Raw genomic sequence first — 26,434 nt, 5'->3', positions numbered from 1 at the left:
TGTCATGCGGAAATGCACGGCCATTGCAGCGGCATTGCAACGGGATTGCGCCGCGATTCCACGGCGATTGCACCAATTGCGCGCGCCGTCCGTCATCCAATAGACACAGCGATTCCCCGCACGGATAACAACAATTCAAATGGCGGCTAATAGCGGATGAAAGGCGGATTGTGCGAACGACCTCCGCCGCCGCGCTCGCGACATGCGGGCGGCGCGGGTTCGGGCGGTCGGGAAAGGGGAATCGAAAAAGGGAATCGGAAACGAACTTAACCGCGACCCTGATCGAGCCAGCTCGCCGACTGGCGGCGCAACATCGCGCCGAAATCGTCGAGCCAGCCAATCGAGAGACGCCAGCTCTGCCAGTAGAGTTCGACGTCGAGCCCGCGCCCTGGTGTGAGCTCAACGAGTTCGCCGCGTTCGAGATGCGGCGCGATCATGCGTTCGGGGCACATGCCCCAGCCGAGCCCGCTCACGCAGCAGCGCAGAAAACCCGCGACGTGCGGAATCCAGTGCAGCGGCGCGTCCACCTGCGCGCGCGTAATGCGGCGCACGAAGCGCTTTTGCAACTGGTCTTTGGGATTGAATTCGACGCACGGCGCGCGGCGCAGCGACTCGCGGCCCACGCCGTCGGCGAAATAGCGCGCGAAGAATGCCGGCGAGCACACCGCGAGATAGCGCATGCGCCCGAGACGCGTCGAGCGGCAACCCTGTACCGGCTCGGCCTGGGTGGTGACTGCGCCCTGCACGCTGCCGTCGCGCATACGCTGCGCCGTGTGATCCTGATCGTCGATCACGAGATCGAGCAGAATGCCGCGCTCCACGCAGAAGCCCGCGACGGCGTCGATGAACCACGTGCCCACGCTGTCGTCGTTGACGGCCACGCGCAAGGTGGGCCGCGCCGCGTCGATCGCGCCCACGACCGTGGGCATGCCGCCGCCCAGTTCCGCTTCGAGCAACTGCACGCGCTCGGTGTGGCGGCACAGCAGCGCGCCCGCGGCCGTCGCCACGCAGGGCTGACCGCGCTTCACCAGCACTGCCCCCACGCGTTCTTCCAGCAGCTTCACGCGCTGCGAGACCGCCGAAGGCGTGACGTTCAGCGCGCCGGCGGCGCGGTCGAACGAACCATGCCGCACCACGGCGGCGAGCGCATCGAGCAGCGCGTAGTCGAGCATTAGCGTTCCTTAATCGGGATTAACAAAAACAGCTTTGCTTAAGACGATTCCGGTCGCAGACTAACGCCATTCTCCGCTTCTGTCCACGCCGCGACGCCCGGAACGCGCGATTCATCGCTCCGCACCGATCGTCCCGGCCGCTTCGTTTCCGACCATCATGAACTGGCTCGCTTTTTCTCACGGCGCGGCGCTGTGCGCTTCGCTCATCGTCACCATTGGCGCGCAAAACGCGTTCGTGCTGCGCCAGGGCATCCTGCGCTCGCACGTCGGCAAGATCGTGGTGCTGTGCGCGCTGTCCGATTTCATCCTGATCGGCGCAGGCGTGGGCGGCGCGTCCGCGCTCGTCGAACGCTATCCGACCTTTGTGCATCTCGTGCTCTATGCGGGGCTCGCGTGGCTCGTCTGGTTCGGCATCGGCGCGCTGCGTCGCGCGGTCAAGCCCACGCATGCCGTACTCGACGCCGCGACGCAGGCCAACGCGCCCGAGCAGCGCGCGCTGCCCATCATGCTGATGACGCTCGCCTTCACGTGGCTCAATCCGCATGTTTACCTCGACACGTTTTTGCTGATCGGCACAGCGGGCGCGCGCGAGCCGCAAGGCGCGCGGCTCGCTTTCGCGATCGGCGCGATGTGCGTGAGCGCGGTGTGGTTCGTCGGACTCGGTTATGGCGCGCGGGCGATGGCGCCGTTATTCCGCCGCGCGAGTGCGTGGCGCGTGCTCGATGGCGCGATCGGCTCGATGGTGCTGCTGATCGCGTTCGCCCAGTTGCGTTGATCGCGCGTCGATCGCGCGTTGCTCGATGCGTGCGGTGCTGCGTTGAGCGCTGCCTGAAGCGTTCGTGTTGAACGCTGCCCGGCGACAAACGCGGCATTTACCGCGCTTTACCCTCGCCATGCCGTATCGCGAGCAATCCGTCGACGAGTTCCGGCGACAGATAATGCGGCCCGTCGAACACATACACGCGATAGCCGCGATACGCCTCCAGTTGCGGCGCCAGCTCGGCCGCGGTGGCCGCGCGAAATCCCCCACCCTGCTTCGGCCTGAACGCCTCCGCGATGACGCGCACGCGCTTCTTGCCCAGATGCGCCGCGAGCGCATCGGCATATTCGCGCGCCGCCGCCGGACCACGCGCATAGACGCCGCAGCCGTCCTGCAGCAGCACGCCCACGTCGCGCGGCAACCAGCCGTCGAGCCACTTCGCGAACGCCTCGCCGCCGATATTGCTGGTGTCGTACACGCTGATCCAGAGCGGCTTCGGCAAGCGTTCGAGCAGCGGACCCATGCGCGCGGCGTCGGCCCAGGTGGGATCGGCTTCCACGGGAAAATACCAGCCGGTGATATGCACGGGCGGGCGCACCATCGCGAGCCGCAGCGATCGCTCGACGAGTTCTTCCATGTTCGCGCGCGCTTTCCTTTCGTCCGCGAAACCCGCGAGGCCGACGATCACGCCGCGCGCCCACGGCTCGTTCGAGATGCGCACCCAGTCGGGCACACGCGGCGCGGGCAACCCCGCGCCCGCCATGTACGCGACGTCGTCGACGGCGATCCACTGCACCAGCAGTTCGTTGACGCCGAGCTTGTCCCAGTTGCCGCGCAGATCGAGATGATCGTTGTCGGGCTGCCAGACCACGCCTTGCGCGAGCGCGTCGGCGTGCGCAGGCACCTGCAGCGTGCAGCCCGCCGCCGCGAGCACGCACAGCGCCGCCACGGCGGCGCGCGTGCAGCGCTGCGTGAGACACGCAAGACACGCCACGTGCGTGCGCGCTACCGCACCTGAATACGCGCGGGGCTGTGCGATGCACCTCGCCATATCGGCCTCTCCCTCAGTAAGACAGCACGGCGCCGAAGAACACGCCGCCCGCGCGGTCGTCGCCCGTGAGCCGCCAGCGGTATTGCACGGACACGTCAACATACGAGCGCGGCGAATCGTAGAAGGTATCGCGGAACCAGTAGCGCGTCGACACGCCCACGCCCATGCCCACCGGCACGCTGTGATTGATGCTCGAATCGTAGTCCATGCCGATCACGCCATACGGGAATACGGTCAGTTTCGGGCTGATGCGATCGAGCCGCCACGTGCGCCCCGCTTCGAGATAACCGGTCGCGTAGTTCCAGCCGTTGCTCACGTAATGGCCCACTTCGGCGTAATCCTGCACGGTCCACCAGGACGGCACGTCGAGGCGTCGCTCGGTGCCGAAGCCGCCCGAATACGCGAGCCGCACGAGCCAGTCCGAGGGCGCATGCGAGCCAATCGGAATCAGGCGCTCGAAGGCGATCACCGCGTTGATCGATTCGAACGGCTTCGCGCGCATGCCGATTGCGCCGAGCGCCGTCGAGACGCCGCTCGGTGCGCCGCCCTTCGCGCCGAAGTCCTGGTAAGCGCGCGCATAGACTTCGAAGTTGCGGTCGCCGAGCGAGCCGAACGGACGCCAGTAGCCTTCGACGCCCATCTGCCAGTTGTTGTACGCGCCGGGCACCGAGCCGGTCGTCACGCCGGGCTGCAAACCCGCGCCGCGATAGTTGATCGAGGCGATGAAACCCCAGTCGCGCGTGACGTCGGCGTGCACGTTGCGCAGGTCCTGCAATTGCAGCAGCGTGGCGGGCGCGACGCCGTCCGGCGGCGCGGTGCCGTAGTCGATGGCGCGTTCCAGATAGCGCGCGGCCGCCGAGTCGAACCACGCGCGATAGGCGCTGTAGCCCGCGTCGCCCGCGGCTTGCGGCGGCAGTTGGCCTGCTTCGTCGGCTTGCACGAAATACTCGAACGCGCGCCGGTCCGCGCCCGCGCGCTGCGCGAGATATGCGGCGGACAAAGGCGGCATCGCGTCGAGCAGACCGGCGTCGAGCGCGGCGCGCGCTTCGCGCCGTGCGCCGTCCGGATCGCCCGCCGCGACCAGCGCGTCGATCAGTTCGACGCGATGTTGCGGATTGCGCGGCGCGGCGTCGACCGCCGCGCGCGCGTAGTGCACCGCCGCCTCCTTGTCGCCGCGCTGCGCCGCCAGAATCGACGCGCGCCGTGCCGCGAAGCCCGCATCGGCGGCATAGACATCGCACGCCGCGCCGCTCGCATCGACCGCACAATCGAGCACCGGACGCGCCTCGCTCGCCACCTGCTGCGCGCTTTCGGGCGTCGATCGCGCCAACGCCTCGCGCGCTGTGTAGCGCCGCGCCGCGATCCACGCGTCGGTGTCGTCGCCTTGCGTGCCGAGCGGCTTCAGCAGGTCGAGCGCGCGCTGCGGCTCGCCTTGCGCGGTCCACACATCCGCGACGATCACGCGCGCCACGCGCCGCTCGCGCGCGCTGCCATCGTCGGCTTGCAGCGCCTGCGTGAAATCGGCATCGGCCTGCGCCGCTTGTCCCTGCGCCGCGCGCGCGTAACCGCGCATGACGTGGAGCATCATCGTCGGCGTGATGTTGGCGCTCAAGGCGTCGCTGGCTGCTGCGTCGAGTGCGGGCATATCGCCTTCATCGATCAGGATGCCGAACAATTTCAACCGGTAGCCGATCCGGTCCGGCGCATAGGCGATGGCGGCGCGCGCCTGGGTCGCGGCATCGGCGAGATCGCCCCGTTGCTGCGCGTCCTGCGCGGCCGCCGCAAACTTCGGTGCGAGACGCGCGCCGATCTGCGAACGCCGCGCGCGCAACTCGGCGTTGTTGCCGAAGCGCGGTGCGGCGTCCTGCGCCAGTTGCCACGCCGCCGCGTCCTGACCTTGCGCCATGGCCGCGTCGATGGCGAGCAAACGCAGACGCAGCACGTCGGGCCGCAACGCGATCGCGGCGTTCGCCTCGCGCAACGCGCGCGCGTAATCCTTCGCATCGTAAGCGCGATAGGCATCCTGCGCGAGCACGAAGGCGCGGCCCGTGAGATTGTCGGGCGAACCGTGACCCGGCTGAGCAGCCTGCGCAGGCCGCCCCGCGCGCGACGCCTGCGTGGCGCGCGACGCCGACGGACGCGCCGTGGCCGCCGCGATCTGCGTATCGAACGCTTTGCGCCGCGCGACCAGCGACGGCTCGGGACCCAGTTGCGCAATCGCCTCCGAAAGCGTGCGGCTGCCCGCGCGCAGATTGCCCTGCGCGGCCTCGGCATTGGCGAGCAGCAGACGCAGCGACGCCACATCGGGCCGCTGCCGTATCGCCTCGCGCGCGTAGCGCTGCGCGGCGGCGTAATCGTGGCGCGCGAATGCGTCGTAGCCTTGCTGCGCGACGCGATAGGCCGCGCCCGAGAGCGGCAGCGCGTGAGCCGCCGCCGGCGCGGCTTGCGCCCGCACCGGCACGTTCGCGCCGAGACTCAGGCACAGCGCGGCCAGCGCAATCGCGCGCAAAGCCGGCTGAGTCGGCTGAGTCGGAAAAGCGTTCGGCATGCGCTTCATGACGCAGCCTGCGCCTCGGCGCGAAGGCGTTCCTGCTCGGCGATGGCCTGCGCCAGCGCGTCGCGCGAAATCACGCCCTGCTCCACCATGTAGTCGCCGATCCGCCCATGCTCCGCCGGACGATAGCGCTGCAGCGCGTCCTCGAATTGCGCGCGCCGCACGGCGCCCCGCTCGATCAGCAGATCGCCGAGCAGCGGCACCGCGAGCGGCGTCTTCGCCTTCGGCGGCGAAGCGCCTTGCGCCGCGTCGCCGTCGCCCTCGGGCGTCACGGGCACGCCGCGCAACAGCCGCAAACCATCGGCGATCTCGCCTTCGCGCACGATGCGCTGCACGACCGGCATCGCCGTCTTCGCGCGCAGCGTGGCCAGCGCCTCGCTCGTCAGCGGACTCGCGCACAGCAGCACGCAATGGCCCGCGCCATCGTCGCCTTGCGGCAGCACGCGATAGCGCACCGCCAGTTCGATCGGCACATCCTGCGCGTGACGCATGAGCTTCGCGCGGTCGAGCCGCGCGCGCGGCAGGTCGGCCTGAAACGCAATCGCTTCCGCGAGCGTTTCCTCGTCGAGCCAGCCATGCGCCATCAGCACGCGGCCCAGCGGCGCTTCCTGCGCGTGCTCCTGCGCGAGCGCCTTGTCGAGTTCCTCGGGCGCGATGGCCTGCCACGACACCAGCAGTTCGCCGAGGCGCTGACGCCGGTCCTTGAACCCGTCCGACGAAGGAAAGTCGTGCATGGTCTTGTCCCACACGAGGCGCTTGCCGGTCGCCAGATAGTTCAGATACATCTTCCACGCGCGCGAGACCGCCATGAAGTTCACGAAATTTCCGATCACCATGCGCGGCACCGACAGCAGCCCATGCTCCCAGCCATACAGCCGCGAGACGAAATACACGCGCTGCACCACGCGCAGCAGCAGCGCGATGCCGTTGGCCCACAGCACGAGGGTGAGAAACCGCGAATTCGAAAACGGCGAGGCGATCAGATCGGGCCGCAAGCCGAGCAGATCCGCGTAAGTGAACAACAGGAACTGCACCAGCAGCGCATAGGCGACGATGCCGACGAACGCCGTGAGAATGCCTTTGCGATCGCGCGCGAGCAGATAGCGGTTCGCGAACGAGCCGACCCAGCCGGTCTGCTCCCACCCTTGCAGGCCGATGCCGAGCGTCCAGCGCGCGCGCTGACGATACGCAGTGCGGAACGTATCGGGGAAATACTCGCGCACGCACAGCGGCATGGTGAGCGTGAATTCGCGCATCGGCCCGAGACCGAACCACGACTTGCGGCGCGTGGCGAACTGCACGGGAAAGCGCGCGAAAATCGACTGCATGCCCATGCGCCCGAGCCGTTCGCCCACGTCGTAATCCTCGGTGAGCGTTTCGGTATTGAAGGGCTGATTGTTGGTTTGCGCCGCGAGTCCCGCGAGCGCGCGCCGCGAGAAACAGGTGCCCACGCCCGCCGACGGCACCGCGCCCGCGAGACTCTCGCGCACCACGAGATCCTTCGCGTGCCACTCGGCGAACTCGTCCATATAGGTGCCCGCGACCAGCTCGTACCACTCGCGTTCGAGCGAGGCGACCGGCAACTGGATCATGTCCTTGCGCGGCAGCAGATAGTTGAAGAAGCGCAGTTCGAGCGGATGCAGCACGTCCTCGCTGTCGTGCAGGATCACGCCCGCGAACTCGATGCCCGCCTCGCCTTCCATGCGAAAGATCGCCTGCACGATCCAGTTCAGGCAATCGGCCTTGCAGGTCGGTCCGTCGTGCGGCACCTCCACGCGATGCAACTGCTTGTAGCGCCGCCGCATGCGCTCGACTTCGCCGATCGTCGCCGCATCGTTCTGATAGGTGCCGACGAAGATCACATAGTTGCGGTAATCGAGCACCTTCACGGCGTTCTCGACCATCGCCGCGATCACGTCCTCCTCGCGCCACGCGGGCACCATGATCGCGAGCCACTGCTGTTCGCGGTCGTAAAGCTGCTCGGCGCGCAGCGGCTGAAAGCGCCGCTCGACCGTGAAATGACGGATCGTGCGGCGCAGCCAGTACCACGCGTCGATAAACAGATCATCCAGGCTCGAAAGCAGGATGATGACCGCCACGGCCGCCGCCAGGTACTCCATGCCCTGGTAATAGCGGCCGGCGACGTAGTTCAGCCACCAGTCGGTCGAGGCCCAGTTCACGCTCAGCCCTGCGGATTCGCACCGCCGCCGGATGCGCCCGGCCCGCCGTCGTCGGGACCGCTGCCCGTATGCGCGCTCGCACTCTCGGCCTGCGCCGCTGCCGCCGCCGTGCGCTTGCGGGCGCGGCTGCGCGCCCAGGCCGCGCCGACCAGCAGCAACACCAGCAACACCACCGCGATGGTCGGCACGCCCCAGCCCGCCCAGTGACGCGCGAGCCACGCGCGCTGATCGTCGGTCGGCGGCACGCCGCCTGCGTATTGCGTGTCGAACTGCTTGATCACGCCCGAGCCGTCGACGATCGCCACGTCGCCCTGCAGCAGTTGCAGGCTCGCGGGCAGCACCGGCGGCGCGCCCACGCTCCGGTAGAGCACGCCCGGCGTGCTGCCCGCGCGCGTCACCTCGATCACGCCCACGCGGTCCAGTCCCGCGAGATCGACGAGCGTCGAACCGCCGCGTCCCTTGAGCGTGATGCGGCCGTCGGCGAAGCTCGCGTGGTTCGCATCCTGATCGAGCGCGACGTCGGCGGCGAGGAACGGTCCCGCAGGCTGCGCGGCCTGACCGTCCGCCACCACCTGCAAGGTCGCGCGCGCCGGCGAGACGCCGGTTGCGTTCGCAAGACGCGCGAGGCGCGGCAGGCTCGCGAGCGGATCGGCCAGATACGCCTGCGGCACGACGATGTTCGACGACTGCGAGAACCGCGCGACCATGCCCGTGAAATCGTCGCCGAGCGGCCCCTTGCCCAGCACCAGATAACTGCTCGGGAGCACCGCCGCCGGATAGCCCTGCTCGCGCGGCCGGCAGCCGCCCGCCGGTTGACGCTGGAACAGCACGCGCAGCGTGTTGGTGGTGCCGAGCGCGTAGACCGGAATATCGGCGCTCACGCGTTGCGCGCGGCCATCGGTATCGAGCAGATGCGAGCCGATCAGCACGCCGTTGAAGAAGATCGACGCGGTCTGCCCGTTGCGATCGGCGGCGGGCGCGGCGGCGAGATCGAGCACCACGCGGCGCGGAATCTTGCCGTTGCCGCTCACGGCGGCGAGATCGAAATGCGCTTCCCACGCGGCGCTCGTCAGCACGCTCAAGGTCGCGGGCGCGCCGCCGATCAGCGAGAGCGCCAGACGGTCGCTCGCCCCGCCCGCGCTCAGATTCGGCGACGGCGCGAGTTCGTGCACGACGAGCCGGTTCGACACGCCCATGCCGCTCCATACGCGCGACAGCGCGCTCACGCCGAGGTCGTCGCCGACCACCACGGCGGGCAGGCCACCGAGATGCGCGAGCGCGAGTTCGCCTTTGGGCGGCGTCGCCGATCCGCCCGAGAGCAGCGCGCCGCCCGCGCGCTTGCGCCAGGCGTCGAACGCGCCCGCCGCATCGGCGGACACGCTCTGCACCTGCGCGCGCAACGCGTCGAACGCTTCGCCCGTGCGTGCGCGCAAAGCCGCATCGGCGATCACGACGTTCGGCGCGAACACGCCGGCGGGCGCCAGCGCGATCAGCGCGCCGAGTTCGGCGGGATTCGCGAGCTTGTGATCGCCGCCCGCCGCGAGCGCCGCGAACGCGGGCACGGCCTGCAACGCGGCAGGCACCTGCACGCTGCCCAGATGCACGGTGTCGCCGACCGCCGGCACGATCTGCGTAACGGGCGTCGCGCCGCCGCGCACCAGCAGCGCTTCGAGCCGCCACGCGGCGTCGTACGCGGCGGGATCGAGCTTGCCCGCGCCGATCGCCACCACGGGTTTCGCCGGCAGCGCGCTCCAGGCGGTGTGGACGTCCTCGATCGCGGAGGTGTCGAACTGATAGGTGAGACGCGTCGTCGGCGCGACGCGCCAGAGATTGGCGATCGCGGTCTGGTCCGTGCAGAACGTGTCGTTGAGCACCGACGACCATTGCAGCCCCACGCGCACGAAGCCCGACGCGCGCGGCGCGCCGTCGACGCCGATGCTCAGCGAGCCATCGCCCTGCGCGTCGCCCGGCGTGCGTGCCTGCACCGGCGAGCCGTCGAGCGACAGCACGAAGGTCGTGCGGCCACCGTTGCCGCGCAGATAGTTCGCGTCGAGTTGCAGCGTGGCGTTCTCGATCGGCAGATTCGCGGGCACCGGCAGATAGAGTTCCTGCGCCGCGTCGGGCGCGCGCAGCACGACGGGTTCACGCACGCCGAGATCCGCGAGCGACACCGTGCGCGATTCGACGCGCCCCGCCCCGAGTTGCGCGAACGCCGCGGCGAGATCGCCGGGCGCGGCCAGCGCCGGCGCGCACCACGCGACGCTCATCGCGCCCAGCGCGTGCAGCAGTGCGCCGTTCAGCCAGACCGGCACGCGCTTCGGGCCGCGCGCGCTCGTCGTCCCCACCGGATGCGAAGTCGAATTCGATATCACGTCATGGACCTCATGTTGGTCGGCGCGGCGCGAACCCCGCACGATGCGATCGGCGCGCTTCGGATGTGCGCGAGGCATGCGCTAGGCATCCGCCCGCGCGGCGAGCACCGGATGCAGATAACCCGGCAACGCGCGGCTCGCGAAAGGCGTGAACGGCTTGCCCACCAGCGCCGCGACGATGCGCTCCGACGCATGACCGTCGCCATAGGGATTCACGCGGCGCGCGAACGCACGACGCTCCTCTTCGTCGTCGACGAGTTCGAGCACGGCGCGCTCGATCGCCACGCGGTCGGTGCCGATGAGCTTCACCGTGCCCGCCGCGAGCGCCTCGGGCCGCTCGGTCACGTCGCGCATCACGAGCACCGGCTTGCCGAGCGCGGGCGCTTCTTCCTGCACGCCGCCCGAATCGGTCAGCACGATCGCCGCGCGCTGCATGAGCCGCACGAACTCGGGATAGTCGAGCGGATCGGTGAGCGTCACATTGGGCGCGTTGCCGAGCGTGGCGAGCACGGGGCCGCGCACGTTCGGATTCAGGTGCACGGGATAGACGATCTGCATCTTGCCGGTCTGCGCCAGCGCCGCGAGCGCCGCGCAAATGTGCTCGAAGCCCGCGCCGAAACTTTCGCGCCGATGCCCCGTGACGAGCAGCAGCGGCCTGCCCTCGCCCTCGGGTTCGAGAAACGGAAACTGCGCATCGATGCGTTCGCGCATCGCGGTGTCGCTGTCGAGGCGCTCGCACATTAAACGCAGGGCGTCGATCACCGTGTTGCCCGTGACGACCACGCGGCCCGTGAGCGCCTCCGCATCGAGATTCGCCTGCGAGCTTGCGGTGGGCGCGAACAGCAGATCGCTGACCACGTCCACCACGCGCCGGTTCATTTCCTCGGGCCACGGCTCGAAGAGATTGCCGGTGCGCAGGCCCGCTTCCACGTGGCCGACCGGAATGCGCCGATGAAACGCCGCGAGCGCGCCCGCCATGCTGGTGGTGGTGTCGCCGTGTACGAGCACGCGCTCGGGTTGCTCGGCGGCGAGCACATCGTCGAGACCGGTAAACAGTCGTGCGGCGAGTCCGTTCAGCGTCTGGTTGGTGGTCATGGCGGCGAGGTTGTGCGCGGGCACGATGCCGAACAGGTCGAGCACCTGCTGCAACATGCTCTGATGCTGCCCGGTCACGCAGACGACCGACTGCACGCCGGGCTCCGCTTCAAGACGCTTCACGAGCGGCGCCATCTTGATGGCTTCGGGCCGCGTTCCGAATATCGACAGGATGCGCACGGGCAAGCTTCCGGTTAAGGCTGGCTCCGGCGCCGCGTGCTGCCGCCTTCATGACGACCGCGCTTGCGACGCCCCCTGTTTCGACTGCCTTCTGATGATGAAAAAGATTCGCCGTGTTGCAGCGAATCAAACATCCGCCACAGGCTATATCGAATAGCGCGATGACGCGCTGTATCTGCGCTATTTAATTCCCCGCGATATTTCGGTTTATTTTTCTGGCACGAGATGAATGTCGACATTCGTCTTCATTATGCTTTTTATCGAAACCACGCCGGTTATCGTTCAAGCAAATGCAACGATCCTCACGCGCTCGGCACGCGTTGACGTGAAAAACAGGGTCAAGCTCCAAAGCCCTTGAGCTAGGCGATTTTCTGCCTGAATTCAAGCCGATTCAACTGATCTGGATCGATCGATCTCGCGCGCGACATATGCCGAACGGTGCCACAATTAGCGGAAACGATTGAAGACAGCGATCGAAAAAACCGGCAATCGATCTCAAGCCATCTTTAATCGGCGTGAATCATCCATTCAGGCCGCCACGGTGAGTTCATTCGTTTTTTATTACAGGCGTTTCGGCGTTGTGCTCAACCTGGAGAGGTTTTCTGATGAGCGATCAGGCCATCGACAGCTTCGACACCGCGCGGCTCATCCCGGGCTTCAGCGCGCCGCACTTGCCGCTGCATCATGCGGACCGCCGCACGCTCGAAGCGGCGGACTACACCACGCGCCACTGGACCAGCGATGCAAGCGGCCCGCTCACGCCCGGCACGGATCTGCATCGTCGCGAGACCTGCCGCATGTTCCGCGAGACCTTCAATCCGTACCGGCCCGCCGTGCTCGAATGGCCCGTGCTCGAACCGGCCGCGCTCAAGCGCATTGTCGAACTGCCGATCTGGGACATCGCCGTGCAGACCGAGGGCAAGGCGCGCCTGCGCATGGCCGCCTATGCCGCCACGCTCGACGACCCGGACATGCGCGCGGCGCTCGCGCTCAACGCATGGGAAGAAAGCCGACACAAAGACGTGCTCTCGCGACTCGTCGCGGCCTACGGCATCGCGCTCGCGAGCGAGCCGCCCTACGTATTGCCGAAAGACGCCGAATGGGCCTATCTCGTCACCGGCTACAGCGAATGCGTGGACAGCTTCTTCGCCTTCGGCCTCTTCGAAGTCGCCAAACGCTCGGGCCTCTTTCCGCCCGAACTGATCGACACCTTCGAACCGGTCATGCAGGAAGAGTGCCGCCATATTCTGCTGTTCGCGAACTGGTTGGCGTGGCATCGCGCGCGGCTGTCGTGGTGGCGACGAATCCGCTTCGAGCTGCGCATCGCCGCCGTGTGGGTGTTTCTGTGCTGGGAGCGCGTGGGGCTCGCGCGCGCGATGGACGCCGACGGCAACGAGCATCGGCAAGACAACAACTTCACGATGAACGGCGCGCAGTCGGTCAGCGACGTCGATATCGGCGTGCCGGATCTGATGCGCCTGTGTCTCGCGGAAAACACGCGGCGTTTCTCGGGTTACGACATGCGTTTGCAGCGGCCTGAAACCATGCCGAAACTCGTGCGTTTCGCGTTGCGTTTTGTGCGCGAGGAACGGCGGTAACCTTTCAAGCTGAACAATAAAAAACGCCGGGAATTCCGGCGTTTTTTTGCGTTCTCGTCGATTCGGCGGAGGGTGCTTATGCGGCGGCTTTCGTCTCGCCGTGCTCAAATAACGCGCCCACGCGAGCACACTCCGCAATCGCCCAGGCATCGTCGAGCAACGCACGCGCCTGTGCTTCGCTCGCCGCGTGCGAGAACGCCGCGAGACGCACGAACTTCGAAGCAATCTCGTCGCGCGAGAGCGTATTGCCGGGATCGCCCTTCGGTTCGTCGACGCGTCCGTGCAGCGTGCGGCCGTCGTGCGTCGTGACCGTCACCTTGCCGATCCAGCGCGCCGGATACGCGCGATCCACTTCCTCGTCGAGCGCCATCGTCACGCGTTCGCGGAACGCGGCGATATCGGCTTCGGCGTAGCCGTGCTCGAACTCGTTCACGCCCGCATAGCCGCGATACGCGCAGAGACCCAGCACCGTGCCCATGTTGAACTTCGCCTGGTGCACCGTGCTCGGCACCACCACGTTGCCGAGCACGTCGATGGCGCCCTGATGCACGTGCGCGGTCACGGCGGCGATATCGGCGGGCGTGAGGCGATGCTCGGCCATCACCGCGAGCAAGGCGTCGGCGGCCGGATGCGTGTGGCGGCACGCCGCGTGGTACTTGAACGAGGTCTCGACGGTCGCCCAGCGCTCGCCGAGACGATCGACGAGCTTCGCAGGATCGGCGTCGCTCGACATGCCCGCCGCCATCCCTTGCGCGCCTTCGAGAATGCGCTGCGCGCCGCGAAAGCCCTCCGCCGCGAGTTGCGCCGCCATCAAACCATTGGCCGCGGCCATCGCCGTGTGCAGTTGCTTCGAATCGGCGGCGTCGCGCAGGAATTCCCACAGCCCGCTTGCCTGCGTGCCCGCCGAGCCGAACGCGTCGAGCATCTGCCCGGGCGTGAGCTTGAGCAGGCGTCCCGCCGCCGCGGCCGCCGCAATCGTCCCGACCGTGCCCGTCGTGTGGAAGATCTTGTAGTGCGAGCGCCCCATGAATTCGCCGACGCGAATGCCGACTTCATAACCGGCCACCGACGCCGTGATAAATTCCGCCCCCGACGCACCAAGCGATTGCGCCAGAGCGAGCGTCACCGGAAACACCACGGTAGCCGGATGCAGTACGGAGCCGTTATGCACGTCGTCCTGCTCGACGAAATGCGAAGCCGCGCCGTTGACCATCGCCGCAAAATACGGCGTGGTGCGCGTGCGATCGATCACGACATCGCACGCATCGCTCGCGCTTTGCGCGTCGCGCGCCGCGCGCGCAAAACGCGCGATCGTTTCGACCGGACGCGCGCCCTTGCCGCCGAGCGCGGAGCCGAGCCAGTCCACATAAAGATTGACGGTGCGTTCGACAACGTGCGCCGGAATCGCGCGATAGTCGAGCGTCGCCGCGAACGCCGCGAGCGTGCGGCTGGGATGATCGGTCATGAGTCTGTCTGCGTGGAAAATGCGTGGATGAATGGAGCACTCAGGCGAACGTCGCCGTAGCCTGCATCGTCAGATAGCCGTCGTGGTCTTTCGCCCACAGTTCGACGGAGCGGCCGTCCGCAGCGGGCAGCCCGCAAAGCGTGAACGCGTTGCCCGCGAAGGTCGGACGCACCGCACGAAACGCGAAAGTCGCGACCGTTGCGTCGGGCCGTTCGCGATGCACGAGATCGAGCAGCAGCGTGGCGATCAGCGGACCGTGCACGATCAGTCCCGGATAGCCCTCTTCCTGCGTCACATACGGAAAATCGTAGTGGATGCGATGACCGTTGAACGTCAGCGCCGAATAGCGAAACAGCATCACGGCGTCGGCCGTGAGCGTGCGCGACCATGTTTCGCCGACCGGCGCGCTCACGGGTTTCGGCGCGCTCGCGCCAGCTTGCGGCGCGTCGCGATAGACGATGTCGTGCTCTTCCTCGATGCAGAGTTCGTCCGCCGCTTCATAGCGATGCTGCACCGTCACGAACACGAGACGGCCGCTGCGGCCGGTCTTGTCTTCGATGTTCGCAATCGTCGAGGTGCGTTGCGCGCGTTGCCCCGCACGCAGCGGCGCATGAAACGTGAGGCGGCCGCCCGCCCACATGCGGCGCGGCAACGCCACCGGCGGCAGAAAACCGCCGCGCTGCGGATGGCCGTCCGCGCCGACTTGCGCGAGCGGCGCGACCGGCAGGAAATACAGCCAGTGCCACAACGGCGGCACATGCTCGCCGGGCGCGTCGCGATCGAGCGTGGCGGCGAGCGCGCGTAGCGGAAACGACGTGATGTCGTCAGCGAGCGTTTCGCTTTTGTCGAGCCACGCGTCAAGCGATGGCGTGGATGAATCGGACACGGTGCTCCTCCCTGCGGCTACGGCCGACGATGCGGCTACTATGCCGCGCGCGCCGCGTTTCGCGAAGTTGGCTTTGCCGAATCGGCCCTTTTGCGTGGCTTAATGCTTGCAGCCGGCTTTCGTCACTTCCTCGTTCAAACATCGTACGCGCGCCCTTCAAACTTCGCCGCGCAAATGCGCCGACGCTTCGTCTTCCACGCGCTGCCACAACTCGAACGACATCGGACGCTCGCCCTCTTCGAGCAGATGACCGACGAGGCCGATCGCGCGTGCCATCACGCCGAAGCCGCGCACGATGCGCCACGGAAAACCGAACTCGCAGCAGATCGCGCCGATCGCGCCCGTCGCGTTGATCGGCAGCGCCTTGCCCGACACGCGCTCCGCTTCCTTGCCGATCAATTGCATGAGCTTCACATAGTCGCCCGACAAACCGTTCTGCGCGGCGAGTTCGAACAGTCGCGGCGTGCGCGGATCGATCGGCTTGTGCAGCGGATGACCGAGGCCCGGAATCGGCGTGCCGCGCGCGCGCCAGGCGGCCACGGTATCGACGGCGAGTTTTTCGAGGTCGTCGCATTGCGTCCCATAGGGCAAGATTTCGGACAACATGCGGCACGCGCCCTCCATGCTGCCAACGAACACCGACCCGAGCCCGCACAAGCCGGCCGCGACGGCGGCCTGCAACGACTCGGGCGCGCCCGCATAGGTCATGCGCGCGGCGATCGCGCTCGGCGTCATGCCATGCTCGACCAGCGTGATGACGATGGCGTTGAACATCGCCGATTGCTGCGGCGTGGCGGCCTGACCGGTGAGTTGCAGAAAGGCGAAATCGCCGAGATTCATATGGCCGAGCACGTCGTCGGGCAGGCTCTTGCCGCGCACGACGATACGATCGGGCGTGCTGTATGCAATATCGGAACGCACCAGCGGTTTGGGTTGACGGGCCATGACTGCGTTTCCTTCGAATTCGATTGACAGTGAATGTGCGCCGAACGACGCGTAGTGCCGAACCTCAGCGCAGCGACGCGGTGCCGTTGTTCAACACGATGATATTGCGCTCGACCACGCGCGCGCGAAAGCTCACGGCATTGCCGTCGCGCCAGATTTCGGTGCGGATCGTTTCACCCGGATAAACCGGCGCGGTGAAGCGCGCGTGAAAGCGCACGAGACGCGCGGGATCGCTCGCACACAGCGTCTTGAGCAGCGCGTGCGCCGCCACGGCCCACGTGGCGAGTCCGTGCAGGATTGGCCGCTCGAAACCCGCTGCGTGCGCGATTTGCGGGTCGGCGTGCAAGGCGTTGTCGTCGCCGCACAAACGATAGAGCAGCGCGGTTTCGGGACGCGTCGGCAATTCGCAGACATAATCGGCCTCGCGATCGGGCACCGCGGGCGGCGCCGACGGTGCCTCGTCGCTCGGACCGCCGTTGGCGCTAAACCCGCCATCGCCACGGCAGAACGTGAGCTGACGCAGCGTCGCGTAGCGCTCGCCCGTGGCCTTGTCCGTGAGGCTGCGTTCGATTTCGAGCAGCGCGCCTTTGCCTTCGCCTTTATCGACCACGCGCGTGATACGCGAGCGGCCAATCACCGTGGCTTCGCGCGGCAGCGGCTTGTGAATCTCGATGCCCTGTTCGCCGTGCAGCAGGCGCACCCAGTCGATGCCGCTTTTGGGGTCGCGCGCCCAGAAGCCCGGAAAGCCGAGCACGACGGCGAACGTCGGCGGCACGCGCAATTCTTTTTCGTAGACGAAAGCAAGATCGTCGACATCGACGGGATTCGCGCCGTAGCCCACCGCGAGGCTGTAGAACATCGCGTCGCGCGCGGTGTAAGTCTGTTCGACGTCCTGAAACGGCCAGTTGCGCAGCGTGTGATAGTCGATCGTCATAACGGTGCGATGAAAGTGAATGGCGAGATTTTGGAAAGCGAGCGTTCGCTCACGTTTTCAGACCGGCTTATTGACTTACGGGCCACTGAAACAGCGGCGCTTCTTTCTCGCGAAAACGACGCACGGCCTCGCGATGAAACTCCGTGGTGAACGCAATGCCCTGCGCGGCGGCTTCGATGTCGAGCATCGCGCGCAAGTCGCTGCCGAGCGATTGATTGAGTGCGCGCTTCGCCAGTCCAAACGCGACCGGCGAGGCGTTGGCGAGACAAGCCGCGATCTGTGCGGCGCGCGCGTGCAACTGCGCCGCCTCGACGATCTCGAGCACCGCGCCCGCTTCCTTCGCCTCCGGCGCGCGCATCTCGCGCGCGGTAAATACGAGGTCTTTGGCGCGCGCGAGACCGACCACGCGCGGCAGCGTGTAGAACGCGCCGCAATCGGGCACGAGGCCCACTTTCATGAACGGCATGCAAAAACGCGCGCGCTCGCTGGCGATCACGAAGTCGGCGGCCAGCGCGAGACTGAAGCCCGCGCCGTAGCAGACACCGTCGACGGCGGCGATCACCGGACGATCGAGATCGATCAGCATGCTGATCCAGCCATGCAGGTCGTCGATGCGCTCGCGGCCCGCTTGCGCGCTCGTCACGTTCATGCCGCGCACGTCGCCGCCCGAACAGAAGTCGCCGCCCTCGCCGCGCAGCACCACGGCGCGTATCGAACGGTCCGCGCGAATGAACACGATGGCGTCGTGCAAGGCCGTGCGCATTTCCGTGTTCAGCGCGTTCTTCGCTTCGGGGCGATTAAAAGAAAGCGTGACCACGCCATCGTGTTGCGTGATCAGCAGCGTGTTGTTGTCTTCAGGCGCGCTCATGCGGTCGCTCCCGCCGAATCTTCGTGCACGCGGTCGTCGGACGAAGCGGCCGATCCCGCCAGTTCGGCCAGCGCCTTGTCGAGCGCGGCAAGCAGATGCACGGGTTCGACGCCCGCGAACTCCACATCCTCGCGCGCGAGAAAGGCTTCGATATGCTGGCCGCAGGCGTCACGCGTGGCGGCGAGACCCGCGAATCCGTCTTCGAGCCAGTCCACCGATCGCAGCGGCCGCGGATGCCAGTCGCCGTTCACGATCGCACGCTGCACCACGCCGCCGCGCACGAGCAGGCTCAACCAGATCAGTCCTGCCGGCGCTTTCTCGCGGCCGCGCACCACGCGGTCGCCTTCGCGCGCGTGCGGGCCGTAGCGCGTGGCTTCGCTCTTTTGATGGAACCAGCCGTCGTCGATCAGTTCGCTTTCGTATTGCTGCGCGAACGCGCGTTCATCGGCATTCAGTTCGCCCGCTTCGAGCGCGATATCGCCGAAGATGCGCCGCACGCACGCCTCGACCCACGCACGCAATTCGGCTTCGCTCACCGCACGGCCCAACTCCTGCTCCAGATACGTGTAGCGCGAGCCAAGATCCTTGTGCTTCTTGTCCTTCACTTTCTCCGGCGCCATCGGCATCGCACGCGCCGCGATAGCCGTATCGATGGCCTTCACGTTGAGCAGAATGCGGAACGTGAGCACGCCGCTTTCGATTTTCAGCGACGTGGCGACGAGCTTGCGGCCGTCGATTTCGACATCGTTGAGCGGACGATAAGCGGCCGCGAGGCCGAACACTTCGCGCAACGCCTCGGCCACGTGACCGAGCACCGTGGGAAACGCCTGCGCGGCCGTCGACGGCACGCCGGGCAAATCGACCGGCAGATACAGCGCGAGAAACGCCGAGCCGCTGCCCGCATAAATCGCTCCGCCGCTGCTCACGCGACGACGCACCAGCACGTTGTTCTCGCGGCAGAACGGCAGGTCGAGCACCTGGTTCGGATCCTCGTTCACGCCGACCGTGATGCTGTCGCTGTTGAACACGTTCAGAAGTACCGTGGGCGGCGCGCGACGCTCGGCGACCGCACGCTCGACGGCGGGCGAGACCGACGTCGAAAAGTCGGCGTAACTATGGCCGCCCACCACGTAGCGCCACGGCGACGCTGCTGTCTTTGCGTTCATGCTGTCTCTCTCCTGTTGTCTTCGACCAGCGCGGCGCCGTCGAGCTTCTCGACGGTCTCGATCGCGTCGGCATGAATGAGCGTCTGGCGCTTGAAGCGCTCGGCGACGGTGTGCAGATCGGTGGGTGCGCCTTCCACGAGCAGCGTGAGATGATCGCCGCCGTGCGCCTTGCGACTGAGCACGAGCCGATACGCGCCCGTTGCGCCCGGCACGCCGAGCAGCACCGTTTTCAGTTCGGACGGATAGACCTTCACGCCCTTGACCTTCACCATCGAATCGACTCGACCGAACACCACGCGCGGCAGCGCCACCGTGCGTCCGTGCACGGGCGGCGTGCGTTCGAGCACGGTCAGATCGCCGGTGCGATAGCGCACGAGCGGCTGCAATTCCTTCTTCAGATGCGTGAGCACGAGTTCGCCGCGCTCGCCGTCGGGCAGCACTTCGCCGCTATCGGGATCGATCACTTCGGCGTAAAGCAGTTCGTCGAATACGTGCACGCCGGGCGAATCGCCGCCGGGGAAGGTCCGCGCGACCGGCAAACACTCGGATAACGAATAACTGTCGATCAGCAGCGTATGCGGCATGGCGGCCCGCACGCGCGCATACAGCTCAGCGTTGCCGCTGAACGCCTCGCCGCCCGCGAAGAACACGCGCGGAATCGGGCAGCCCGCTTCGATCAGCTTCAGCGCATGCGAAGGATTGCCCGCAAGCACCGTCACGCCGCATTGACGCGCGACCTGCGCGGCGCGTTCCGTTTCGCCGGGGCCGTGCGGAATGCACGCCACGCCGCGCGCCTCCATCTGGCTTTGATAGAACAGGCCCGCGACAAACAGGTGATAGCCGAACGTGACCATGCAGACGTCGCCGGGACCGATGCCGCACGCGTCGAGATGCTGCCCGCAGGCCGCTTCGATGGTGCGCAGATCGGCGGCGCTGTGCAGAATGGGCACGAGCGACGCGCCCATCGGCGTGAGATGCACGCGCACGGGCGGCGCGGAGGGCGCGGGCGCGGGCGCGAACGCGCCGTAGCCAGGCTTCGCCATTTCGGCGACGAGTTGCGCGCGCGACATCAGCGGCACGCGTTGCGCGAATTCCGCCGTGCTCGTCACTTCGCGCGGCAAACGCCCCGCATAGAACGGATGCGTGTGCAGGCGCTCAAGCTGCGCATTGAGCCGATGCAGCATGGTTGTCTCCTCCTGTTGATCGGGCTGCGCCCGTCTGCGTCAGACCGCGCGTTCGAAGATCGCTGCGATGCCCTGCCCGCCGCCCACGCACATCGTTTCGAGTCCGTAACGGCCTTTACGGCGCTGCAATTCGTAGAGCAGCGTGGTGAGCATGCGCACGCCGGTCGCGCCGATCGGATGACCGAGCGAAATACCCGAACCGTTCACGTTCAGACGCGATTCGTCGTGCCAGCCCCAGCCCTTGAGCACCGCGAGCACCTGGCACGCAAACGCTTCGTTCAATTCGACGAGATCGAGCTGATCGAACGTGAGCCCCGTCTTTTGCAGCAGTTTTTTCACGGCAGGCACCGGGCCGATGCCCATCGTCGCGGGCTCGCAACCCGACGCGGCCCAGCCGGTCAGATAACCGAGCGGCGTGAGCCCGAGTTTGTCGAGTTGATCTTCGGCGACGATCAGGCACGCGGCGGCCGCGTCGTTCTGCTGACTCGCGTTGCCCGCCGTGACGGTGCCGCCCTTGATGAGCGGCTTGAGCTTCGAAAGCGTCGCCTCGCTCGCGTCGGCGCGGATGCCTTCGTCGCGCGCGAACTGCACGGCATCGCCCCTGCGTTGCGGCACCGAAACCGTGACGACTTCATCGGCGAAGCGCCCCGATTCCCACGCGGCCGCCGCGCGTTGATGGCTGCGCACCGCGTACGCGTCGGCTTCTTCGCGCGTGATGCCGTATTCCTTCGCGAGGTTTTCCGCCGTCTCGATCATTCCCGAGATGTAGCCGAAGCGCGCCTCGGGCTGCGAACGCTCGCGGCCGCGTTCGAGCCGGTCGTGCATGCGCACTGAACCGGCGCGCGCGCCCCAGCGCATATCGGTGGTGTAGTACTCGATGTTGCTCATGCTCTCGACGCCGCCCGCCACGACCACATCGGCGGCGCCGCTCTGCACCATCATCGCGGCCGTGACGACCGCCTGCAGGCCTCCGCCGCAACGACGGTCGAGCTGCATGCCGGGCACTTCCACCGGCAGTCCCGCTTCGAGCGCGGCCCAGCGGCCGATGCACGGCGTCTCGCTGTTCGCATAGGACTGCGCGAACACGACGTCTTCGATACGCGCGGCGTCGATGCCGCTACGCGCGATGGTCTCGCGCAGCACCGTGGCGGCCAGCGCCTCCACACTCATGGGGCGCAGACTGCCGCCGAAGGTGCCGACGGGAGTACGGACCGGCGCTACGATTGCTGCTCGTCTCATTTCGGATTCCTTTTTATTCGATTCGGTTGCCGACTTTCATGTTGCATGAATTCGCGTATCAGGCCGCGACGGTCTCGCGCTGCGCGTGATGCGCGGCGGCCAGCGCCTCGCGCTGTTCGGGCGGCGCAATCTCCAGCATGCGCGCGACACGCTGCGCGAGCGTGAGTCCGCGCAGATCGGCCACGCCATGTTCGGTCACGATGATCGCAGCGTCGCTACGCGGCGTGCTCACGGGACCATTGAGCCGCGCAACGATCCGGCTGCCGTGCCGCGTGCTCGACGCGAGCGCGACGATCGCCATGCCGCCACGCGAACGCGCCGCGCCGCGCATGAAATCGAGCGCGCCACCGACCGCGCCCACGTAGCGCCCCGCCGCGACTTCGGCATTCACCTGCCCGGTCAGGTCGACTTCGAGCGCCGAATTGATCGCGACGAAACGGTCGAGACTGCCGAGCACGTCGATGTCGTGCGTATAGGCGGTCGAACGAAACTGCACCTGCGTATTGCGATGCGCGAAGCGATACGCGCGGCGTGTGCCCATCAGCGTGCCCGCGATGCTCACGCCCGCGTCGCGCGTCTTGCGTGCGTTCGTCACGACGCCCGCTTCCGTGAGATCGGCGAGCGCGTCGCCAAATGCGCCCGTATGCACGCCCAGATCGCGGCGATCATGCAGACGCGCAGCGATCGTTTCGGGCAGCGCGCCGAGCCCCAATTGCAGCGTCGAACCATCTTCGATCAGCCCCGCAACGTGCGTGGCGATGCGCGCTTCGACGTCGCCCGCAAGGGTGAGCGGCGCTTCGAGCGGCATGCGTTCGGTGTGGATCAGCGCGTCGAAGTCGTGCGAGACCAGCACGCGCTCGCCATGCGTCCACGGCGCGGCCGCATTGACTTCGGCGATCACCACGCGCGCGCTGTCGATCAGCGGCACCAGATATTCGTGCGCAACCGAGAGGCTGTAACGCCCCGCTTCGTCGGCGGGCGCGACCTGCAACAGCAGCACGTCGACGCGGTTCGGACCGCGCGTGAGCGTCTCGCGAAACTGCGAGTAGTGGCACGGCAGAATGTCGAGCAGGCCCGCGCGTTCGAGCGCGCGATTCGCGCCCGCACCGCCATAGCCCGCAAAATCGACGACATCGGCGCAGGCGGGATCGAGTGCGTCGGACCACGTCGCGCCCACGAAGACGCGAAAACGTCCGCCCGACTTCGCGCGACGCGCAATCGCGTGACGCTGCGCCATCAAGCGCGTCGTGAGCGCCAGCGGCTCCGCGCCGCATTGGCCCCACGCCACCGTATCGCCGGGGCGCACATACTGCGCGAGATCGAGCTGGTCCGCGTCGATCACGCGCGCGGCGCGCGTCATCAGATCGGATCCCAGCTGAACACGTCGGCGGAAACGTCGAGCGTATGGAACGATTTGCGCAGCGCGGGCATGGCGTGCTCGGCGATGCTCTGCGGCGTCCAGCCTTCGCCGCGATGCACCGAGCGCACCGGACGCGGCTGGCTCATCAGGAAGATTTCGTTGTTGCGCACCGCGAAGATCTGCCCCGTGACATCGGCGGCCTCTTCGCTCGCGAGAAACACGGCGAGCGGCGCGATCTTGGCGGGCGTCATCTGCTTGATCTTTTCGACGCGCGCTTCCTGCTCGGCCGAATCGATCTTGATCGAATTGATCATGCGGCTCCACGCAAACGGCGCGATGCAGTTCGAGCGCACGCCGAACTTCTGCAAATCGAGCGCAATCGATTTCGACAGCCCCGCAATCCCGAGTTTCGCCGCACTGTAATTGGCCTGCGCGAGATTGCCGATCAGGCCCGACGTCGACGTCATATGCACGAACGCGCCGCTGCGCTGTTCCTTGAAGTGATCGGCGGCCGCGCGCGACACATAGTACGAGCCGTACAGATGCACCTTCACGACGGCGTCGAATTCCTCTTCGCTCATCTTGTGGAAGAAGCGGTCGCGCAGAATGCCCGCGTTGTTCACCACGCAGTCGATGCGGCCAAACACGTCGAGCGCGTTTTGCACGATGTGCGCGGCGCCTTGCGGGTCGGCGACGCTATCGGTGTTCGCCGTCGCCTGTCCGTCGAACGCGGCGATCTCGTTGACTACGGCCTGCGCGGGACCGTCGTTATGGCCCTCGCCCGCGAGCGACGCGCCCACGTCGTTGACCACGACTTTCGCGCCTTGACGCGCCATGGCCAGCGCGATATCGCGGCCGATGCCGCCGCCCGAGCCCGTCACCACCACCACTTTGCCGTCCAGCATCCGTTGCGTCGTCATCTTTCGTCTTCCTCCAGGCCGCCTTGCGCGGCGCGTTATTCGACTGATTGCCGTAGCCGGCGCGGGCCCGGCGTCACTGGCCGCGCACCGTGTCACAGTCTGATTCACCGTCTGCTTGCCAGCTTGACGCAAGGCGCACGCACGCACAATTTGGATATGCCGAACGCCCGTTTCGTCCACGATTAACCCGTGATTTCGCTAATGGCGCATGTTGCAATGCGGCGCAATAATCGCCAATGTGCGTCGATGCGCGCCCATGCTTCACGCATTGGCATACCGTAGACCGAACGGCGCACGCACAGTCACCACCCAGGCGGAGCAATGCATTTCGATCTAGTCGACCTGAAGCTCTTTACGCACGTCGCGGAAGCCAGCAGCCTCACGCGCGGCGCAGAACGCGCGCATCTGTCGCTGCCGGCGGCCAGCACGCGCATCAAGAATCTCGAAGAACAGGTCGGCGTCAAGCTGCTGTCGCGCACGAGTCAGGGCGTGACGCTCACCGCGCCCGGCGAAACGCTGCTCGCGCATGCGCGGCGCGTGCTCAAGCAACTCGAACAATTGAGCGGCGATCTGCAGGAGTATTCGCAGGGCGTGAAAGGCCACGTGCGCGTTTTCGCCAACACCACGGCAATGAGCGAGTTTCTGCCCGCGGTGCTGCGCACTTACCTGATCAATCATCCCGATGTCTACGTGGATATTCACGAACGTCTGAGCCCGGATATCGTGCGCGCGGTGCAGGACGGCACCATCGATATCGGTATCGTGGCCGGCGAAATCCGCACCGAGGGATTGCAGGCGATGCCGTATCGGCGCGATCGACTCGTGCTCGTGACCGCGCTTTCGCATCCGCTCGCGCAGGCCAGCGAAACGGCATTTGCGAGCACGCTCGATTACGATTTCGTGGGTCCGCCCGACGAAAGCGCGATCTTCGCGTTTTTGAAGCGCGCCTCGTCGGATTTGCAGCGCACCATTCGCTGGCGCATTCAAGTGGGCAATTTCGAAGCCGCTTGCCGCATGATCGAAGCGAATATCGGCATTGGCGTCTTGCCCGAAGGCAGCGCGCGCCGCCATGCGCAAACCATGGCGCTCAAGATCGTGCCCCTCACCGACGAATGGGCCGTGCGCAAACTGCAAATCTGTGTGAACGATCGCGATGCGCTGCCGCTGTTCGCACGCAAACTCGTCGATCTGCTCGTCGCAGACGGCATCGGCCGGCTCGAATAATTCACGCTTTTAAAAAAGAAACGGCGGCGCATTGAAATTGCGCCGCCGTTTCTTTTCATTCAAATTTCATTCAAAGCGATTCAACGATTAACGCGCACCCGCGTCGCGCATCATATTGCGCGCGATGACGATCTGCTGAATCTGGCTCGTGCCTTCATAAATGCGGAATAGGCGCACGTCGCGATAGAAACGCTCGATGCCGTATTCCGCCATATAACCCGCGCCGCCAAAAATCTGCACCGCGCGATCGGCCACGCGCCCGCACATCTCCGAAGCGAAGAGTTTCGCGCAGGCCGCCTCGGTGCTCACGTTCTTGCCTTCGTCGCGACGGCGCGCGGCGTCGAGCACCATGCAGCGCGCGGCGTAAAGCTCGGCCTGGCTATCGGCCAGCATGGCCTGCACGAGCTGGAATTCGCCGATCGCCTGACCGAACTGCTCGCGCTCCATCGCATAGCGCAGCGCGTCGTCGAGCATGCGCTGCGCCACCGCCACGCAGATCGCGGCAATATGAATGCGGCCCTTGTCGAGCACTTTCATCGCCGTCTTGAAGCCCACGCCTTCCTTGCCGCCGATGATGTTTTGCGCGGGCACTTTCACGTCTTCGAAAATCACGTCGCAAGTATGTGCACCCTTCTGGCCCATCTTGCGATCGCGGCGGCCGAAGCTGATGCCCGGCGTTTTTGCATCGACGATAAACGCCGTAATGCCGCCCGCGCGCGGTTCGTCGGGATTGGTGCGCGCCATCAGCGTGAACATGCCCGCTTGCGGCGCGTTCGTGATGAAACGCTTGGTGCCGTTCACCACGTAATAATCGCCGCGGCGTTCGGCGCGCGTCTTGAGCGACGCCGCATCCGAACCCGAGCCCGGTTCGGTGAGCGCGAAACTCGCGATCACTTCGCCGGTGGCGAGCTTCGGCAGCCACGTGGCCTTCTGCTCCTCGGTGCCGTCGATCACGATACCCTGCGAGCCGATACCCACCGTCGTACCGATGATCGAGCGGAACGCGGGCGAGGTCTTGCCGAGTTCGAACATCACCAGCACTTCCTCTTCCATCGCGAGGTCAAGGCCGCCGTAGACTTCCGGAATCGTCAGGCCGAACAGGCCCATCGTTTTCATGTCGTTGACGATATCGGCGGGAATTTCATCGGTTTCCGCCACGCGTTCCTCGTTCGGCACGAGACGCTCGCGCACGAAGCGCGCGACGTTATCGAGCAGAACGTTCATCGTTTCCTGGTCGCGAATCATTATTGTCGGTCCTGAGTGGGCGTACTTGAATGGATT

Annotated in this window: 20 protein-coding genes; 3 read left to right on the top strand and 17 right to left on the bottom strand. The window is 66.6% G+C overall.

What is annotated here, in order from left to right:
• Positions 1-266: 266 nt before the first annotated feature.
• The gene (locus SB764_RS17430; protein WP_065061164.1) at positions 267-1,172 is read right to left on the bottom strand and encodes a LysR family transcriptional regulator ArgP; all 906 of its coding nucleotides are present in this window, start codon (positions 1,170-1,172) and stop codon (positions 267-269) included.
• 157 nt (positions 1,173-1,329) lie between these two features.
• Between SB764_RS17430 and SB764_RS17425 the strand changes: the two genes are divergently transcribed.
• Positions 1,330-1,947: a LysE/ArgO family amino acid transporter gene (locus tag SB764_RS17425; protein WP_074986366.1), complete on the top strand. Its 618-nt coding sequence runs from the start codon at positions 1,330-1,332 to the stop codon at positions 1,945-1,947.
• 97 nt (positions 1,948-2,044) lie between these two features.
• Here the strand turns inward: SB764_RS17425 and SB764_RS17420 are convergent, their stop codons facing one another.
• The 5 genes from SB764_RS17420 to wecB all read right to left on the bottom strand — a co-directional run bounded on the left by SB764_RS17420 (position 2,045) and on the right by wecB (position 11,364).
• Positions 2,045-2,983 carry a hypothetical protein gene (locus SB764_RS17420; RefSeq protein ID WP_410864177.1) on the bottom strand — a complete coding sequence of 313 codons (939 nt, stop codon included), beginning with the start codon at positions 2,981-2,983 and terminating at the stop codon, positions 2,045-2,047.
• A 13-nt stretch (positions 2,984-2,996) separates the two neighbouring features.
• On the bottom strand, positions 2,997-5,531 hold the full coding sequence (locus tag SB764_RS17415) for an NfrA family protein (protein ID WP_410864175.1): 2,535 nt from the start codon (positions 5,529-5,531) through the stop codon (positions 2,997-2,999).
• Between the two features lie 5 nt (positions 5,532-5,536).
• Positions 5,537-7,657, bottom strand: coding sequence for a glycosyl transferase family protein (locus SB764_RS17410; RefSeq protein WP_221224409.1), 2,121 nt, complete (start codon positions 7,655-7,657; stop codon positions 5,537-5,539).
• Positions 7,658-7,719: 62 nt separating this feature from the next.
• Positions 7,720-10,089, bottom strand: a complete 2,370-nt coding sequence (locus SB764_RS17405; RefSeq protein ID WP_410864173.1) for a cellulose biosynthesis cyclic di-GMP-binding regulatory protein BcsB — start codon at positions 10,087-10,089, stop codon at positions 7,720-7,722.
• Between the two features lie 81 nt (positions 10,090-10,170).
• Positions 10,171-11,364 carry a non-hydrolyzing UDP-N-acetylglucosamine 2-epimerase gene (gene wecB / locus SB764_RS17400; protein ID WP_082992006.1) on the bottom strand — a complete coding sequence of 398 codons (1,194 nt, stop codon included), beginning with the start codon at positions 11,362-11,364 and terminating at the stop codon, positions 10,171-10,173.
• 605 nt (positions 11,365-11,969) lie between these two features.
• Between wecB and SB764_RS17395 the strand changes: the two genes are divergently transcribed.
• Positions 11,970-12,962: a ferritin-like domain-containing protein gene (locus SB764_RS17395; RefSeq protein WP_410864171.1), complete on the top strand. Its 993-nt coding sequence runs from the start codon at positions 11,970-11,972 to the stop codon at positions 12,960-12,962.
• Between the two features lie 76 nt (positions 12,963-13,038).
• Here SB764_RS17395 and SB764_RS17390 read toward each other — a convergent pair whose 3' ends face one another.
• The 10 genes from SB764_RS17390 to SB764_RS17345 all read right to left on the bottom strand — a co-directional run bounded on the left by SB764_RS17390 (position 13,039) and on the right by SB764_RS17345 (position 23,914).
• Positions 13,039-14,427, bottom strand: a complete 1,389-nt coding sequence (locus SB764_RS17390) for an MmgE/PrpD family protein (protein WP_410864169.1) — start codon at positions 14,425-14,427, stop codon at positions 13,039-13,041.
• Positions 14,428-14,467: 40 nt separating this feature from the next.
• Complete coding sequence (locus tag SB764_RS17385; protein ID WP_065061159.1) at positions 14,468-15,313, bottom strand: MaoC family dehydratase N-terminal domain-containing protein; 846 nt, start codon at positions 15,311-15,313, stop codon at positions 14,468-14,470.
• 156 nt (positions 15,314-15,469) lie between these two features.
• On the bottom strand, positions 15,470-16,258 hold the full coding sequence (locus SB764_RS17380) for a citryl-CoA lyase (RefSeq protein ID WP_065061158.1): 789 nt from the start codon (positions 16,256-16,258) through the stop codon (positions 15,470-15,472).
• Positions 16,259-16,322: 64 nt separating this feature from the next.
• Positions 16,323-17,192, bottom strand: a complete 870-nt coding sequence (locus SB764_RS17375; RefSeq protein ID WP_065061157.1) for a MaoC/PaaZ C-terminal domain-containing protein — start codon at positions 17,190-17,192, stop codon at positions 16,323-16,325.
• Between the two features lie 67 nt (positions 17,193-17,259).
• Positions 17,260-18,060: an enoyl-CoA hydratase/isomerase family protein gene (locus tag SB764_RS17370; protein WP_410864167.1), complete on the bottom strand. Its 801-nt coding sequence runs from the start codon at positions 18,058-18,060 to the stop codon at positions 17,260-17,262.
• Positions 18,057-19,226: a biotin/lipoate A/B protein ligase family protein gene (locus SB764_RS17365; protein WP_410864165.1), complete on the bottom strand. Its 1,170-nt coding sequence runs from the start codon at positions 19,224-19,226 to the stop codon at positions 18,057-18,059. Before SB764_RS17365 ends, SB764_RS17370 begins: the two co-directional genes overlap by 4 nt.
• Positions 19,223-20,410 carry a phenylacetate--CoA ligase family protein gene (locus SB764_RS17360; RefSeq protein WP_321942707.1) on the bottom strand — a complete coding sequence of 396 codons (1,188 nt, stop codon included), beginning with the start codon at positions 20,408-20,410 and terminating at the stop codon, positions 19,223-19,225. Before SB764_RS17360 ends, SB764_RS17365 begins: the two co-directional genes overlap by 4 nt.
• Positions 20,411-20,449: 39 nt before the next feature.
• Complete coding sequence (locus tag SB764_RS17355) at positions 20,450-21,649, bottom strand: acetyl-CoA C-acetyltransferase (RefSeq protein ID WP_336753174.1); 1,200 nt, start codon at positions 21,647-21,649, stop codon at positions 20,450-20,452.
• Between the two features lie 58 nt (positions 21,650-21,707).
• Complete coding sequence (locus SB764_RS17350) at positions 21,708-23,009, bottom strand: acetyl-CoA hydrolase/transferase family protein (protein ID WP_321902917.1); 1,302 nt, start codon at positions 23,007-23,009, stop codon at positions 21,708-21,710.
• Positions 23,009-23,914, bottom strand: a complete 906-nt coding sequence (locus SB764_RS17345) for an SDR family NAD(P)-dependent oxidoreductase (RefSeq protein ID WP_065061237.1) — start codon at positions 23,912-23,914, stop codon at positions 23,009-23,011. Before SB764_RS17345 ends, SB764_RS17350 begins: the two co-directional genes overlap by 1 nt.
• Before the next feature lie 336 nt (positions 23,915-24,250).
• On the opposite strand from SB764_RS17345, the gene SB764_RS17340 reads away from it, so the two are divergent.
• Positions 24,251-25,153 carry a LysR substrate-binding domain-containing protein gene (locus SB764_RS17340; protein ID WP_065061151.1) on the top strand — a complete coding sequence of 301 codons (903 nt, stop codon included), beginning with the start codon at positions 24,251-24,253 and terminating at the stop codon, positions 25,151-25,153.
• 87 nt (positions 25,154-25,240) lie between these two features.
• Here the strand turns inward: SB764_RS17340 and SB764_RS17335 are convergent, their stop codons facing one another.
• A complete protein-coding gene (locus SB764_RS17335) occupies positions 25,241-26,398 on the bottom strand; it encodes an acyl-CoA dehydrogenase family protein (protein ID WP_410864163.1) in 1,158 nt (385 codons plus the stop codon).
• Positions 26,399-26,434 lie beyond the last annotated feature (36 nt).

The organism is Paraburkholderia sp. SIMBA_027, assembly GCF_046535315.1.
Taxonomy (GTDB): Bacteria; Pseudomonadota; Gammaproteobacteria; order Burkholderiales; family Burkholderiaceae; genus Paraburkholderia; species Paraburkholderia tropica.
The sequence above is the reverse complement of the archived record's forward strand: the minus strand, read 5'-3'. Positions and strand labels throughout refer to the sequence as shown.